We start from the raw sequence: 15,071 nt of genomic DNA, 5'->3' as shown, positions 1-15,071 counted from the left end.
TTAAATGAAATAGATTGGAAGATCACTTACAGTGGAGAAAAAGAATAAAATATTTTTTAATTTATTTTTATCAACAACTTAAAGAACACCTATTTATGAAACTTACGTACTTTATCGCACTCGCAACTGCTATCGTTTTAACTTCGGTATTTTCAACGGCCATGGCCCAGCAGGCAGAATACCAAACAATGCCACGTTATAGGGATTTCCGCTTTTCCATTGGCGGTGGCTATGCTTACCGCCTCGGCAACATCGAGAAAACAGGCGATGCCGCATTGGATGATATGAATAAAAAACTGCGACACGGTTTTACAGTTGACGCCGATGCCCAATACTTTTTTAAAGAAAGCTGGGGATTGGGTTTGAATGCCAATTTTTCTTCGGCAAGCACGTCGGGAAATAATGTAACCATACCGGGCATTGATCAAGCCGTGAATTACAAGGAAACGCAAAGCATTGTGTATGTCGGACCTTCGTTCGTCGGGAGAAACGAGTCGGAAAAATTCCTGTTGATTACCCACGTGGGTGTCGGGCCGCTTTTCTTCAATGCCGATATGAATTACAGCGGACAGAGCATTACGGGAAATAAGACCACCGTGGGCGTTAATGCTGGGATTGCAGGAGAATATAAAGTGAACAATAAGACAGGGGTGGGACTTAAGCTGTCGTACGTGATGGGCTCGATTGACAACCTGAACGTGGAAGGACAAAACGTGAAACCAGAAGAGAAAATCAGTGTGTCGAACCTGATGGCGACGCTGTTCATCAGCTTCCGTTCGTGGTAATCCCCAAGCTTATACAAACTATCACCATGGCAAGAAAAATGATCTGTCTCACGGCATTGTTATTATCGGCCTCATTCGTGTTTCCACAATTCCACACCGGAATAAAAGGCGGAGTAAATTTATCGAATGTAAGCATGAATATCAACGGCATTGAACTCGACAGTTATGATCCGCGTCCCGGCATTCATGCCGGATTTATGACCGAATACATGTTTGGTGCTCATCTGGGGTTGCATACCGAGTTGATCTACTTCAACAGTGGAGCCAACATAAATCCCGGACAGTTTAAAAAATGGTTTGATGTTTCCGAAGATGTTTCCGTGACCGGAAGTTTGAACATGCACACGTTTCAGTTACCCTTGTATCTGAAAACAAAGTTCGCACTTTCACCCACCGTCAAAATTTACCTGATGGGAGGCGGATTTGCTACATATGCGCTAAAAGCTGATATGTTTGAGAAGCTGTCGTTAGCGGGCGAAGTACCCCTCAAACTGAAATGGAGCCTGTATGAGCCCAACGTGCGTATTTTTGATCAGGATGAAAGCAATGTGCATCTGCAGCAACGCTGGAACGCCGGCCTGGCAGCCGAAACGGGCATTGAAATCAGGAACAGCATTACCGCCGGTATCGGGTTCCGTCAGGTACTCAACAATATGGCCGCATATGGTATCATCTCGGGCGGCGGCTCAATAAAACCCACCACACAAATGTGGACGGCGACCTTTTCGGTTGGATACTTTCTTTAAAGAAAGAGAAGTGGTTTCTTGACGACCACAACTGTCGTGATTGTGATACTCCCCAACAATTACCCATTGTTGGGGAGTTTTGTGTGAAAAACAGGGGATTTTCATGCGACCACAAGCCTGCCTATTTTGGGTTTTGAGCCGGTTATGCTGGTGAGATTTATTTTCTCAAACATCTTATATATTGCATGTTAACCATCAAAAGCAGGTGAGATTTCTCTGCACCTATTGACATGTTTTAGAAAAACAGTTTATTTTGACTTTGTAATGAAAAAGATAAAATAGTCGCATGAAAAATTTAATCAATCGGCATTTCACTCCCAAAAGGCTGAATGCATTTTCTATGTCTGAACTGTTGGTAGTTTTGGTAATTATCGGTATCCTGGTGTTAATTGCCCTACCCAACCTGATGCCACTGATCTCGAAGGCTAAGAGTGTGGAGGCACAACAGCAACTGGTTTTTTTACACTCGTTGCAACAAAGTTATTTCTTCACCCATTCCAAATACTCACTCTCGCTGGATGAACTGGGTTTTGAACAACAACCACTCGTAAGTGAAGACGGCACTGCCAACTACAAGATTGAGATTGTAGAAGCCGATGAGAATGGTTACCGGGCACAGGCCATGGCTGTGGTGGATTTCGACCGTGACGGCACATTCAATACCTGGGAAATAGATCATAACAAACATTTGAGAGAGACCGAAAGAGACTGAATATGCAACTGATCATTCTGATACCTTTAACGCTGATGATCCTCTCAGATTACAGAAGCAGAACGGTTATCTTGTGGCACTTATTGCTGTTTGGAATAACCGTCCTGATCATAAGCTGGTTGGAGAACGGGTTATGGGAAACATGCACCAACCTGGTAACCAACATATTTTTATCGCTCTTCATTGGATTATGCGTATATGGCTATTTTTTATGGAAGTATAAATCGGTGCAGTCGGTCATAGGAAAAGGGGATATCTTGTTTATCCTGTTTCTGACCCCTTTTTTTACACCCCGGTCGTTTCTTGTCTTTATGCTGGTATCTTTCGTCGTTACCTTGTTGATGTGGATCATCATTGCTTCCATCCGCAGAAATGACAGCAACATTCCGCTGGTATCGGGAGTAGGAGTCTGCCTATGTATACTTCTTCTCTATCAACACTTAATCTGAATCTTATGATAAACGCCCATATCCCCACCGAACTGATCCAGTTATTTTCCAGCAGCGATGCCTTGAATTATCGGATTATTCCCTTTGAAACAGGTGAAAATAACATGCTAAAATGTTATGGCGACAGCAGTACGGCGTATGAGAAAATTATACAGGAGATTGCCATCATTTATGATTTAAGCGTGGAGATTGAACCGGTAGATAATGCGGAACTGGACAAAGCATTGAATTTCTATTACCGGCAGGACCGGACTTTCTCCTCAAATGCACAATCCCTCAATATAAGCCACGCTGACTTTGTAGGTAAACTGATCGAGGAAGCCGATACCTTAAAATCGAGCGATATCCATTTTGAACCGTATGAGAAAAAATGCCGTGTCCGTTTCAGGGTCGACGGGAAGCTGATTGAACGCTATATCATCAATAGAACGGACTACCCCGCACTGGTAAACCGTCTCAAGATACTGGCCAACCTTGACATCTCCGAGAAACGGCTACCCCAGGATGGCCGGATCCTCTTTGAAAGGAACAATCTCAAATTTGATGTGCGCGTTTCGGTGATGCCCACCATCTACGGCGAAAAGATCGTACTCCGTCTGCTCTCAAAAGATCAGCGCCTGCTTTCCCTAAGCTGCCTGGGGTTTAGTGAAAAGCAATATGCCGATTATTATCAGGCGATCATGCAACCCAACGGGCTTATCCTTATTAGCGGACCTACCGGCTCGGGTAAAAGTACCACGTTATATGCCACCCTGGGCATATTGAATCGACAGGATAACAATATCCTTACCATTGAAGATCCCGTGGAATATACGCTGCCGGGAATTAACCAGATGCAGTTGAAGGAGGAGATAGGTCTGACTTTCGGAAGCGCCCTGCGCACCTTCCTCCGGCAGGACCCCGACATCATCATGCTGGGCGAGATCCGCGACCAGGATACGGCTCAAATGGCCATACGCAGTTCCTTAACCGGGCACCTCTTATTATCTACGCTGCATACCAACAGCGCATGGGGAAGCATTACCCGCTTGATAGACATGGGGGTACACCCTTACCTGATATCGGAGACCCTGATTGCCTGTGTGGCACAGAGACTGATCCGGTTGTTGTGTCCCCACTGTAAAAAGGCATTACATCCCGATGCTTCCTTTACCAGTGGGTTTGCTTTAGATCCCAACGCAGGTTATCATGAAAAAAGAGGATGCGAAAGATGTTACTATACCGGCTACCTGGGACGAAAAGCCATTTATGAGGTGATACCGATTGACAAGCATTTATCGCAACTCATTAGAAAAAGTGAACCTGACATTGATGCATATCTAGAGCGTCACAAAATCAAAACATTAAAAGATTCAGCTCTGGAAATGTTTGCCAAAGGTGAAACCTCACTGGAAGAAATTCTTCCGCTTATCAGTGAAACGATATGAACAATGATCAGATGAAAAAATATTCCGCTTTCTTTATTATCCTGATATCCATATCGGTAAACCTGCTTGCACAATCTCTTGAAGAAACCCGGCTGGCTGAGCTGAAGGGTAAACTGCAGCGCTTGTCGTATGCCGACAGCCGTTATGCTGAGAAAGTAGATGTCTCTGTCACCAGTTTCCCGGTTTCCGAACTGATCCGGAGTCTGGCGAAAGCACAGATTCTGAATATCAACGTGGCTTTCGGGCCTGACAAACTCATTAATTGCAACCTGCAACAGGTTCCGATAGTGGATATCCTTTTCTTTATCTGCAAAGAAAAAAGCCTCGAGGTAGAAATAATGGATAACATACTATCCATTATTCCTTATAATGAACCCGAAACGGAGCCTCCAATACACATCGCTTATGATCCGCTGAGAGAGGTGATCACCTTTGACTTTACCGACAGCAAATTGTCGTTTGTAACCAAAAAGATCATGGAGAGCACCGGGTATAACATCGTCATACCTCAGCCTCTATACGAACACCGGGTTTCGGCTTATGGTACGAACATGGATATGAACGAGGCGGTGAGAACCATCGCGGCAGTGAACGGGCTCGGATATGCAAGGCAATCCGAAAGTTCGTGGTCTCTGTTCAAACCCCAGGGAGAACAATCACAAACAACCGATCATGCCTTCCGGTTTGATCAGCTTCTGGTGGACAGCGTCGGGCTGATTACGGCTAAGATCACTGCAGGAAATGTACGTGACATGATACCGGATCTGTTTCACCGTCTTGGAATCAACTACTTTTTATCCAACGATATCAGTCATGCCACCAATATAAATGTGGAAGAAGTTGACCTGCATACTTTTCTGAATGTGCTGTTCACGGGTACCCACATTACCTGGCGCATAGATCATGGCGTGTACATAATAGGCAGCAATACCGAAGGGGAACGTTTATCCACGGTGCAGGTTTTTCCAATGAAATATCGGATGGTAGATAAAGTGTCGGAATTTATTCCTACCGAACTCAAAGCAAACGTGGAGATCATTACCTTTCCCGATTTGAACAGCCTTGTCATCAACGGCGACCAGCGCGCGGTAATACGAATCATGAACTTCCTGAATGAAATCGACCGAAGTGTTCCCTTGATCTCCTTTGATGTGATTATTGTAGATGCCACCGACAAAACGTCGCAATCCATTGGTTTATCCATGGGAGTAGGTGCCAAGCCTTCGGTAAGCGGAGGTGTCATCAGTCCGGGTATCGATTTTTCGCTCAGCGCGGCTTCCGTGAACAAGATCATCAACTCATTCAATGGTTTCGGTTCTATGAACCTGGGTAAGGTAACTCCCAATTTTTATGCCGATCTGAAGTTTCTTGAAGACGCCGGAAAAATCATTTTGAGGTCGACACCCAGGCTATCTACGTTAAACGGACACAAGGCCGTGCTAAAAAGCGGGGAGGTGAAATATTACAAGGAGAGCCAGGTCAACATCATTGGGACACAAAACCCGCTTCAATCGGAATCATACCTGTGGAAAAATGTAGAGGCCAACTTTATACTGGAAATCACGCCTTACGTAAGCCTCGACAGTGTCATCACCCTTCAGATCAATCTCGACCAGGCAGAATTTACCGTGCGCGAGAGCAGCGACGAGGATGCGCCTCCGGGGATGACAAAGCGGAGTTTTAATTCCATCATCAAGGTAAAAGATCAGGAGATGGTGCTTTTGGGAGGGATCGAGAAAAACCTCACCGACACCTCCTCGCGGGGTTTGCCTTTTCTGGCAAGGGTACCGGTTTTACGCCTGCTTTTTGGCAACACCACCAAAATAAGATCCTCCCAGAAGCTGAATGTATTTATCAGGCCGATAATCCTTCAATAGTATGCGACTACTCCCTTCTATATTGGGCGAAATCATCATTGCGGAAGTGGAAGCAAGTAACGGTACTGCTTCTACCCGGGTAACGACTGCCAGATATTCATCAAAAAGTTCCGACATTATTCTTCGGGAGATCGGTCATGAAAAGGAGGAATGGCCGAAGAGAAAGCACGGCATCGCCCTGTTGCTTATCAGAGGTAGCGACGTGGGTACAAAAGAGTTCGCAACCTCCGATAATGATGGAGTGAAAAAGATCACTGAAAATGAGAACCTGCTTTGGACAGTTCATGAAGAAAATGATTTTTCCACCATTGATTTTATACGAAAATCATCCGTTGAAAATATATTGAACGCACTGCGTGACAGGAGCCTTCACATCATGGAAATCACAGTATCCCGACATAGTGATACCGATCTTCGTACCACCCTGCTGGACTTGTACGAAAAGAAGCTGAATTTTGAGCACCTGAAGAAATCGAAAGAGTTCAGCGCATTTTTTTTCGACAGCCTGTTTGATAAGATAAAGCTCCCGTTTCTGCTCTTTTTCTTCGTACTCCTTTTTGTCAACTATATCGCATTTTCCAATATAAAGGAAAAATATGAGATCAGTGAGACAGCTTATAACATCCGACTTCAGAAAAGTAAACAGGAAAGGGAGAACAATGAAAAAGCCAACCGCCTTTTCGGTGAGTACGACAAGATTCGCTCATATCCCCTCGCCCTGCTATCAGATCGCATTGCCTCCTATATGCCGAAGGATGTCCGATTGGTCTCCATGGTCTTCTTCCCTGAAAACAGATCCAATGCCGGAGCCAGGGCCGTAAAAAACAACGCGAATTTGATCATTGTAAAAGGAAAGGCTGAAATTGCCGGTACAGTACTTCTGTTCGCCCAATATTTACAGGAAGATAAATTATTCAGCAAGGTTGACATCATCAATATCAACAATTTGAAGGATAACGGTTCATATGATTTTGAATTACACATCATATTATGAGATACTATAGCGGGATCATCAAGTTAGCGGCATTGATCATACTAATGCCCTTTGTGCTGGGAAAATGCACGTTTTCCAAAACATTTCAATTGTATAATGATTATCGGCAGATTCAAACCCTGGAAGAACAGCTGCCGAATATGGCGTTAAGCCAATCGATGTTGGCACCGGTGCTGTTCTCTGATGAGAACCTGACCAGCAATGGCCGTCTGATCGAACTAATCAGTCCGGCATGTGAAGAAGACAGCATCACAGTGAAGCAATACGAGCCCATATTGCTGGATAGCGAAGGCAATTATAAACTGTATAGTGCCAATATGACATTGTCGGGGAAATATATCGATCTGGTAAAAACCCTGAAATACTGGGAAGGCAATATACAATCAATCAAAATATCATCTCTTCAGTTCGAATATGATGAAAAGAAAATGAAAGAGGAGAAGGTGGTGATGACTGTGATTGTAAGACAGATTGAAAAATGATATGCCAATTTCATGATCAACTCAAAACTTGTTATAAATATGAAGAAAACGTTTAATTATCTTGTTCAAATGAGTAGCGCTTTTTTGATGCAACTAAAATTTCCTTCGAAAATTATTGCTTTAAGTTCTCGAAGACAGGTCGTTCTCATAACGTTTTTACTGACGAACAGCCTCATTATCGGTTGTGTAAATTAAACTGTGTCAGGTTTTATTTTTATAGTTAATTTGGCACCTTTTTTCTAATGGGTAATGCTGAGACCTGAGTTTTAGTTGGTCAAAAACGGTTAGGGGTCGACCCCCTAATCGTTTTTATGTTCCAATGGTGCAAAGCATCGCCATCGTCTTGTTGGTCATCACAAAACTAATGAAAATTATTGAATCGCCATTATCAATAAAAATTTAATCGAAAAGTTTAAATCTATCCGGAAAAAGAATAGCCAGTTGCTGGGCCGTCTGTCCCCAGTCTTTCAAGGGCATGGTCCACTTCTTGCGGATATTGCGGTAGGCCAGGTAAACCAGTTTTTCCAACGCCGTGTCGTTTGTGAAAACCCCTTTGTTTTTTGTCACCTTGCGAATCTGACGATGATATCCCTCCACCGTGTTGGTGGTGTAGATCAGTCGCCGGATGGCGTCAGTATACTGAAAATAGGCCGATAGTTTATGCCAGTTGTCCCTCCAGGATTTTATCACCAGTGGATATTGTTCGCCCCAGTTCAACTCCAGATTGTCCAGTTCTACTTCCGCCTGTTCCTTGCTTACGGCCTGGTAAACGGGCTTGAGATCCTTCATGAAGGCTTTTTGATACTTGCTGGCAACATATTTGAGGGAATTGCGTATCTGATGAACGATGCAACTCTGAACGATTGTTTCCGGAAACACACTGTTGATCGCATCGGAGAAACCGGTCAGATTATCCACACTGGCTATTAAAATATCCCGTACCCCCCCGGGTTTGTAAATCAGTCAGTACCGAGAGCCAGAAATTGGCACCTTCACTCCTGGAAATATACATTCCCAGCAGATCCTTATGCCCGTTGCGGTCGACTCCGAGCACATTGTAAATGGCGCGGGTAACCGGTCTGTTTTTATCATCCATCACCTTGTAGTGGATGGCATCCATCCATACAATGGGATAGACTGAATCAAGGGGACGGGTACACCAGGATTGAAGTTCAGGCAGTACCCTGTCGGTAATGGCGCTGATGGTATCGGCTGAAACCCGATTACCCAGGTTCTCCTCCATCCAGTCACTAATCTCCCGTGTACTGTTTCCTAATGCATACAAACCAATAATACGGTCTGCCACACCTTCGGTCAATATGCGTTCCCGCTTTTTGATAAACTCAGGTTCAAACCGGAAATCCCTGTCACGAGGTGTGTGAACTGTAACCTCACCCAGGGAAGTCTGAACCTGCTTGCGGTTATAGCCGTTGCGGCGATTACCCGATAAGCGCTCCTCTTCATCCATGTGAACATCCATCTCACCCTCCAATGCTGCATTCAGAAGGTTCTCCAGTAATGGCGCAAATGCACCGTCTTTTCCTAAAAGAGGCTTGCCGGATTTTAGCTGTTCCAGCGCCTTGGCTTGAAAGGACTTGTAATCAAAATCTTCCATAATGTAAACTGTTGTGTAAAAGTAAAAAAAATGATTTATTCTTTGACACAGTTTACTTTACAGTCTCCTGTAATATTTTTGCTAATCCGCTCCGTCTCCTTTATTTGTTATAATCTACATTTATTATCTTTGTCAGCATTACATTGACGTTCTTGTTATTATGTCTTCCAGGATACCAATCTTGAAGCAATATTAATGCTTTTAATCCCTCTTTTTCAAAGTTAGTTAGAGATTCATCTTTTTTACCGTAAATCCTTGCTCCAATTAAATTTCCTTTTACGTCAATAACAAATTGTAATCGCAACATTGTTTGAATGTCTTCATTTGGATGAAAATCATAGTGAAAAGATTTTATAAAATTGTCCAAAAAATCTTTTTCTCCATTTTTGTAAACAGGCATTTTTTAAACAACAATGTACACATTCTTTTTTGTCAAATCATCGTATTGTACGCCTTCATTTTTTTGTTGACCTTTTATGGAAGAACAAGAAAATACAGAAATGATAATAATTAATAGATTGTATTTATGAGTCCTCTCCGAAAACCTCAAAACTCATTTTTATTGGTTTGCAACTTATTGAAAATCAATGTTCATATTGTGAAATTTTCAAGAAAAAAGACTTATCGGAGGAGACTCATTTATTTATTACCAACTGGCATCCCGGGAATATTATCCCAATAGTTTTTATAATATTTTTCATACAAATTAGTATTTTGTTCATTTGTTAATGATGGATTATATTTAAAGAAACCGTATCCTTGATTTTGTAAATTTATTTTATTCATCATAAAATTTAATTGTCCTTTTGTCAATGAATTTTGATTGGTACTTTTTTGCCCGTCTATTGTTATCATGGAATAACTCATAATATTATTCACAATGTTTGCATCTGTTGTAGGAGTTGAAATAAAAGAATTAGGAGCTACCTTCAACAACTTTGTATCTTCTGTTTGCGTAATCTCGAATGGATGTGCTAATCTTACTGTATGAAACATTTCGTGGGTTGCATCCGAACCTATCTCTGAAAGTGATCTTAGTTCTCCTGCCTTATTAAATAAATTAACCGAAGAGTTGAAGTAAGAAGTACTTCCCCCAATTGCACCGTCCATTTTACCCAAAGACAATGACTGGACTATGTTTTGATTTCCTTCGTAGAAAGTAATCGTTCCGGACATTACCCCTCCTGATGCCTCCGATATGGTATTATTGAATTGTGTTGCAATAACATTTTTATAGGCTGCTATTTCTTTTGACGTATAATTTCCTGATACGAAAAAATTTAATGCAACATTAATAGTAATATGACCATTTGCATTTATAAAATACTTCCACTCTCTTCCATCCGGGTCAATTAACCTCACTGGGTTATTCGAGCAATACGCATACGGACTCATGTTACAATACTTCTCGGCCAGGGGACCACGGTCAGCCACTATGTCCACTTTGCTCACCACTTGGGCTGTGGCTGGCTTTATTAACTCTTTTAAGGGCTAAAAACATGGATACATTCGGCAAACAAACAACTGCTTTACGAAAGGAAAAGAAGATTTCACAAGGCAAACAGGTAAAGTTGATAAATACTTCTACTTTGGTTAACCGATAATCTCATGAAATCTTTTTCGATTCTATCAGTATACACCCTATGCGATACATCTCCTGCAGTGCTTTTTTATCGTCGCCCGGTTGTGCGTTTACCGCGGCGATAGCATCGGTGATTACATAGGTATTGAATTTCTGTTTAACTGCATCCAAAGCAGTTTCTTTTACGCAATAGTCGGTGGTCAAACCGCAAACGTACACCGAGGATATTTCATAATCGCGGAGATAACTTGCAAGCGCCACATTGGTTGCTTCAAAAGCTGAATAACCGTCATCTTTATTATCTGTCCCTTTTAATAGTCTTAGATCTATCTTATTGGCTTCTAGTTCGGGATGCAACTCAGCTCCATGTGTGCCGGCCACACAATGAACCGGCCACTTCTCAAAATGAACCGAATGGGACGGATGCCAGTCTTGTGACGAAATAACAAAATCGAATCTGTCGATAATACCATTTATTATCGGAACAACCTTGTCACCGTCTTTTACACCAAGTGCACCACCGGGGCAGAAGTCGTTCTGCACATCTACAATCAATAATACTTTTCTCATAATTTTTGACAACTTATTTCTCTCTATAACAACAGAATTAAGAAGGTGTTCACGTACAGTCTTCTGCATCCTCACTCGTGAATGTCATTTCCCGGGATAAAGTAGCGGAAACGACTGGACTGTGATGTTGTGCATGATCCCAGTGTAAGTATGTTCGCAATGTATAGGTGAGAAACCTGCAGACTCCGAAGGGCTTTGTTTGCGGAAATGTTGTACTTTTGCACAATTTTTTACGGATATCTATGAATTATTTGCTTACTATCGGACTTTTGGTTGTTTCCAATGTTTTTATGACACTGGCATGGTATGGTCATCTGAAGCTGGCTGAAAATAGCTGGTTTGGCAAATTGCCGCTCATCGGCGTCATCGTAATCAGCTGGCTTATCGCCTTTTTTGAATACTGTTTCCAGGTGCCCGCCAACCGTCTCGGATTCGAAGGTAACGGAGGCAGCTTTTCGCTGTTGCAGCTGAAAGTCATTCAGGAGGTGATCACGCTTCTGGTGTTTGTGATCTTCTCTTCCCTTGCATTTCAGACCCAGATCAGGATGAATCACCTGATTGGGTTTCTGTTTCTGGTGCTGGCTGTCTATTTCATTTTTAAGCAGTAGCATAAAATATCACTAAATGTAGTGATTGACTCGTAACATTAAATCGATTTTCTTTGCATGCAGTTAAGAATCCAATAAAATGTATACGATGAAACAATTGCTGATAGTATGTATTGCCCTGTTTTGTAACATATTTATCTCTTTCTCGCGGGAAAACATGCCGGGAAAAGAGGCCAATCCAAAAGATACCGTCAAGGTTTATTATCTTGATGAAGTGGTGGTGACCTCATCGGTGAAAGAAACCAACGAGCTGAAAAATATGCCTACCGCAGTATCCGTGGTCTCTCCAAAACAACTGCGGGATACACAGATTGAATCATTACCTGGCTTAAGCGCCTATATACCCAACTTTTTTATTCCGGTATATGGCTCAAAAGTCTCCACTCCAATCTATATCCGGGGTATCGGCGCAAGGTTGGGAGCGCAGACGGTGAGCATGTACGTGGATAATGTCCCCAGCTTTAATCCTTCGGCTTTCGATTTTGAATTTCAGGATATACAGCGTGTGGAGGTGCTTCGCGGTGCCCAGGGAACACTCTACGGCAGGAATGCCATTGGAGGAATTGTGAATCTTTACACCTTCTCGCCTCTCACCTTTCAGGGTACCAACCTGATGGTGGGTGGTGGCAACTACGGCCAGTTCTCGGCAAAAGTCTCGAACTATAGCAAGCTTGCGGATAATTTCGGGATCTCTGTGGGTGGCTATTACAAGCGTGACGATGGATATTTTACGAACAGCTATACCGGAAAGAAAGTGGATGCCTCTGAAAATGCCGGCGGCAGGGTTAAGTTTGAGTGGGAGCTGACTCCCTCGTTCAAGGCGTTGCTTTTTGGAAACTACGACTATGTGTCTGGAGGCGCCTTCCCCTATATGCATAAGGATTCCACCGCATCCAATTTTAACGAACCCTCGTCGTACGACCGGCACCTTTTTACAAACGGTCTGTCGCTGGATTATTCCGGGAAGGGCTATAGTATTCACTCTACCACAGGTTATCAGTATCTGAAAGACGATATGAAGATGGATCAGGATTACTCCCCCAAATCGGTATTTTCCATTCGTCAGATGCAGAAGCAACACTCGCTGAGCCAGGAGATCACGGTGAAGTCGGACTCACAGCGGAAATATCGCTGGGTGCTGGGAGCCTTTGGTTTCTATGATCACCGGGTGATCGACACACCGGTAGCCATCAAAAAGGAGGGAATTGCAGCCATGCAGGCACATCTCGATGCTTTTACAGCCAAAGCACCTTTAACAATATCCTATGCCAATGACCAGATCGATTTGCCGGGTGTGTATACCAAACCCTCAAGAGGGGCTGCATTCTTTCATCAATCTACGGTGAACGATCTTTTTGGAGTGACGGGTTTGTCCGGTACGGCCGGCATCCGTTTCGACTACGAACATACAGGGCTTGACTTTTTTACTGAAAGCGAGGGTGGCGATGTAAATCTCCAGTTTAATATTCCCAACCGTCCCATGCCTTCCATGTTTATAGAGGGCGACACATTGCTGACGGGAAGCTATAGCAAAGACTTCTGGAAGATATTACCTAAGTTTGCTCTCCAATACCAGTTCACCCCCACCGCCCACATCTACCTGTCTGCCTCCAAAGGGTACAAGACCGGCGGATATAATGAACAAGTATTCTCCAAAATATTGCAGGGTGCATTGGCGGCGTCGATCATGGAAGGAATTGCAGCGAAAATGCCTCCCAATATGCCCATGCCTGGAGGGGCGCCAAATGGTGACGGCACTAAGCCAACCCTTGAGGAGCAGCTCTCCTATGATCCGGAAACCAGCTGGACCTATGAACTGGGCGGGAGATATGAGATGTTTGAAAACAGTTTATCGCTCAACTATGCATTGTTTTATTCCCGTGTCAACAATATTCAGATCATCAAACTGGAAGATCAGGGAACATCCGGTCGCACGGTAAAGAATGCCGGAAAATCGGAAAGCAAAGGATTTGAGTTAAGTCTGAAATATGTTCCTTTGCAGAACCTGTCGTTGTATGCCGACTACGGATTTGCCGATGCGCGTTTTGTAGATTATGAAGCGGCTGAGGATGTGGATTACTCAGGGAATCATATACCGTTTGCTCCCCGGCATACGGTAAGCTTGGGTACCAGTTATGTGCATAATTTTGCCAATGGATCGCTGATCGACCGCCTGAGCGGAAACATCCAGTATGCTGGAGTAGGGAAAATTTATTGGACAGAATCTAATAAAACGACGCCTCAGGATGGGGGCGAAGGGGTAGAGCTGTATCAGCCTTTTTATGGGCTTGTGAACGGTAGCATTTCTGCCGAGAGGGGTGCCTTTTCGCTCGAACTTTGGGCTAAGAACCTGTTCAACACCGATTACCATTCGTTCCTTTTCGAAGCATCGGACATGACTACCGGGAAGGTGAATCAGTTTGTTCAGAGGGGGTATCCTACCCGTTTTGGGGCTACGCTTCGATACACGATTGGCAGGTAAACACCGGCTTTTTTGAATGGGCTGTGTCCTTCCCCATCTTCTGATTAGAGAAAAATCCAGAGTAGCAATACTACGATTACCAGTGATGGGAGCATATTCATGATGCGTAGCTTCTTTATCCCCAGGATGTTTATTCCCAGCCCTATGAGTAGTATCCCTCCCACGCTGGTGAGCCCGAGAATGATCTCATCGGTGAAGAAGCTCCCGGCGTATCCGGCGAGCAGGGTAAGGGCCGCCTGAAAAATAAACAGGGGGAGTGCGGAGAAAACAACTCCCACTCCAAATGCAGAGGAAAGCAGGATGGCAGAGAAAAAATCCATCAACGATTTGGTGTAAAGCAGGTCGGGTGAGCCGCCGGTGCCTTCCTGGATGGTTCCCAGGATGGTCATGGACCCCACGCAAAACAGCAGAAAGGCCGTAACCAGTCCCTCGGAGAATTTTTCACTGCCAACATGAAAGTGATTCTTCAGGTTGTCGCTCATCCGTTCGGCACCTTTCTCTATGTCCCACCATTCGCCCAGCAGAGACCCTACTGCTAGGCTGCTCACCACAATGAGGATGTTCCCCATCTTAATGGCCATTGTTATTCCTATGACCAGCGTAAAAAGCCCTATCGCCTGAAAATAAATGGAGGTTACACGCTCTGGCATCCGTTTCTTCAGCAAAAGTCCAATAATTCCGCCTCCCAGCACGGCAACTGTATTTACAAGGGTTCCAATCATTGTATATATCCATTATTGAG

The 15,071-nt window shown here is 43.8% G+C and carries 14 protein-coding genes and 1 pseudogene; 10 read left to right on the top strand and 5 right to left on the bottom strand.

Annotated features, from left to right (window positions below; translation table 11 throughout):
• The first annotated feature begins 95 nt into the window (after nucleotides 1-95).
• From KDN43_RS02470 to KDN43_RS02435, 8 genes are all read left to right on the top strand, one after another.
• A complete protein-coding gene (locus KDN43_RS02470; protein ID WP_238868117.1) occupies nucleotides 96-785 on the top strand; it encodes an outer membrane beta-barrel protein in 690 nt (229 codons plus the stop codon).
• Between the two features lie 26 nt (nucleotides 786-811).
• Nucleotides 812-1,531, top strand: a complete 720-nt coding sequence (locus tag KDN43_RS02465) for a porin family protein (RefSeq protein WP_238868116.1) — start codon at nucleotides 812-814, stop codon at nucleotides 1,529-1,531.
• 286 nt (nucleotides 1,532-1,817) lie between these two features.
• Nucleotides 1,818-2,243, top strand: a complete 426-nt coding sequence (locus KDN43_RS02460) for a type IV pilin protein (protein WP_238868115.1) — start codon at nucleotides 1,818-1,820, stop codon at nucleotides 2,241-2,243.
• A 2-nt stretch (nucleotides 2,244-2,245) separates the two neighbouring features.
• Nucleotides 2,246-2,692, top strand: a complete 447-nt coding sequence (locus KDN43_RS02455) for a hypothetical protein (RefSeq protein ID WP_238868114.1) — start codon at nucleotides 2,246-2,248, stop codon at nucleotides 2,690-2,692.
• A 5-nt stretch (nucleotides 2,693-2,697) separates the two neighbouring features.
• Entirely contained in the window at nucleotides 2,698-4,119 is a 1,422-nt protein-coding gene (locus KDN43_RS02450) for a GspE/PulE family protein (RefSeq protein WP_238868113.1), read from the top strand.
• 11 nt (nucleotides 4,120-4,130) lie between these two features.
• Entirely contained in the window at nucleotides 4,131-5,996 is a 1,866-nt protein-coding gene (locus tag KDN43_RS02445; RefSeq protein WP_238868112.1) for a type II secretion system protein GspD, read from the top strand.
• A 1-nt stretch (nucleotide 5,997) separates the two neighbouring features.
• Nucleotides 5,998-6,990, top strand: a complete 993-nt coding sequence (locus KDN43_RS02440; RefSeq protein ID WP_238868111.1) for a hypothetical protein — start codon at nucleotides 5,998-6,000, stop codon at nucleotides 6,988-6,990.
• Nucleotides 6,987-7,472: a hypothetical protein gene (locus tag KDN43_RS02435; protein WP_238868110.1), complete on the top strand. Its 486-nt coding sequence runs from the start codon at nucleotides 6,987-6,989 to the stop codon at nucleotides 7,470-7,472. Before KDN43_RS02440 ends, KDN43_RS02435 begins: the two co-directional genes overlap by 4 nt.
• A 399-nt stretch (nucleotides 7,473-7,871) precedes the next feature.
• Here KDN43_RS02435 and KDN43_RS02430 read toward each other — a convergent pair.
• The 4 genes and pseudogenes from KDN43_RS02430 to KDN43_RS02415 form a co-directional block, all read right to left on the bottom strand.
• Nucleotides 7,872-9,087: pseudogene (locus tag KDN43_RS02430) on the bottom strand (IS256 family transposase).
• A gap of 100 nt (nucleotides 9,088-9,187) precedes the next feature.
• Nucleotides 9,188-9,487: a hypothetical protein gene (locus KDN43_RS02425; RefSeq protein WP_238868109.1), complete on the bottom strand. Its 300-nt coding sequence runs from the start codon at nucleotides 9,485-9,487 to the stop codon at nucleotides 9,188-9,190.
• 239 nt (nucleotides 9,488-9,726) lie between these two features.
• Nucleotides 9,727-10,449, bottom strand: a complete 723-nt coding sequence (locus KDN43_RS02420) for a hypothetical protein (protein ID WP_238868108.1) — start codon at nucleotides 10,447-10,449, stop codon at nucleotides 9,727-9,729.
• A 244-nt stretch (nucleotides 10,450-10,693) separates the two neighbouring features.
• The gene (locus KDN43_RS02415) at nucleotides 10,694-11,239 is read right to left on the bottom strand and encodes an isochorismatase family protein (protein WP_238868107.1); all 546 of its coding nucleotides are present in this window, start codon (nucleotides 11,237-11,239) and stop codon (nucleotides 10,694-10,696) included.
• A 242-nt stretch (nucleotides 11,240-11,481) separates the two neighbouring features.
• Between KDN43_RS02415 and KDN43_RS02410 the strand changes: the two genes are divergently transcribed.
• Both KDN43_RS02410 and KDN43_RS02405 read left to right on the top strand, forming a co-directional pair.
• The gene (locus KDN43_RS02410) at nucleotides 11,482-11,847 is read left to right on the top strand and encodes a DMT family protein (protein WP_238868106.1); all 366 of its coding nucleotides are present in this window, start codon (nucleotides 11,482-11,484) and stop codon (nucleotides 11,845-11,847) included.
• A gap of 88 nt (nucleotides 11,848-11,935) precedes the next feature.
• The gene (locus KDN43_RS02405) at nucleotides 11,936-14,329 is read left to right on the top strand and encodes a TonB-dependent receptor (protein WP_238868105.1); all 2,394 of its coding nucleotides are present in this window, start codon (nucleotides 11,936-11,938) and stop codon (nucleotides 14,327-14,329) included.
• Between the two features lie 44 nt (nucleotides 14,330-14,373).
• Here KDN43_RS02405 and KDN43_RS02400 read toward each other — a convergent pair whose 3' ends face one another.
• On the bottom strand, nucleotides 14,374-15,051 hold the full coding sequence (locus tag KDN43_RS02400) for a DUF554 domain-containing protein (protein WP_238868104.1): 678 nt from the start codon (nucleotides 15,049-15,051) through the stop codon (nucleotides 14,374-14,376).
• Nucleotides 15,052-15,071: the final 20 nt, after the last annotated feature.

The organism is Proteiniphilum propionicum (genome assembly GCF_022267555.1).
Classification (GTDB): Bacteria; Bacteroidota; Bacteroidia; order Bacteroidales; family Dysgonomonadaceae; genus Proteiniphilum; species Proteiniphilum propionicum.
The sequence above is the reverse complement of the archived record's forward strand: the minus strand, read 5'-3'. Positions and strand labels throughout refer to the sequence as shown.

Excerpts from the sequence above, each read along its gene's own strand:
- KDN43_RS02470 (WP_238868117.1), top strand. The coding sequence starts at position 96 with ATGAAACTTACGTACTTTATCGCACTCGCAACTGCTATCGTTTTAACT.
- KDN43_RS02465 (WP_238868116.1), top strand. The coding sequence starts at position 812 with ATGGCAAGAAAAATGATCTGTCTCACGGCATTGTTATTATCGGCCTCA.
- KDN43_RS02460 (WP_238868115.1), top strand. The coding sequence starts at position 1,818 with ATGAAAAATTTAATCAATCGGCATTTCACTCCCAAAAGGCTGAATGCA.
- KDN43_RS02455 (WP_238868114.1), top strand. The coding sequence starts at position 2,246 with ATGCAACTGATCATTCTGATACCTTTAACGCTGATGATCCTCTCAGAT.
- KDN43_RS02450 (WP_238868113.1), top strand. The coding sequence starts at position 2,698 with ATGATAAACGCCCATATCCCCACCGAACTGATCCAGTTATTTTCCAGC.
- KDN43_RS02445 (WP_238868112.1), top strand. The coding sequence starts at position 4,131 with ATGAAAAAATATTCCGCTTTCTTTATTATCCTGATATCCATATCGGTA.
- KDN43_RS02440 (WP_238868111.1), top strand. The coding sequence starts at position 5,998 with ATGCGACTACTCCCTTCTATATTGGGCGAAATCATCATTGCGGAAGTG.
- KDN43_RS02435 (WP_238868110.1), top strand. The coding sequence starts at position 6,987 with ATGAGATACTATAGCGGGATCATCAAGTTAGCGGCATTGATCATACTA.
- KDN43_RS02425 (WP_238868109.1), bottom strand. The coding sequence starts at position 9,487 with ATGCCTGTTTACAAAAATGGAGAAAAAGATTTTTTGGACAATTTTATA.
- KDN43_RS02415 (WP_238868107.1), bottom strand. The coding sequence starts at position 11,239 with ATGAGAAAAGTATTATTGATTGTAGATGTGCAGAACGACTTCTGCCCC.
- KDN43_RS02410 (WP_238868106.1), top strand. The coding sequence starts at position 11,482 with ATGAATTATTTGCTTACTATCGGACTTTTGGTTGTTTCCAATGTTTTT.
- KDN43_RS02405 (WP_238868105.1), top strand. The coding sequence starts at position 11,936 with ATGAAACAATTGCTGATAGTATGTATTGCCCTGTTTTGTAACATATTT.
- KDN43_RS02400 (WP_238868104.1), bottom strand. The coding sequence starts at position 15,051 with ATGATTGGAACCCTTGTAAATACAGTTGCCGTGCTGGGAGGCGGAATT.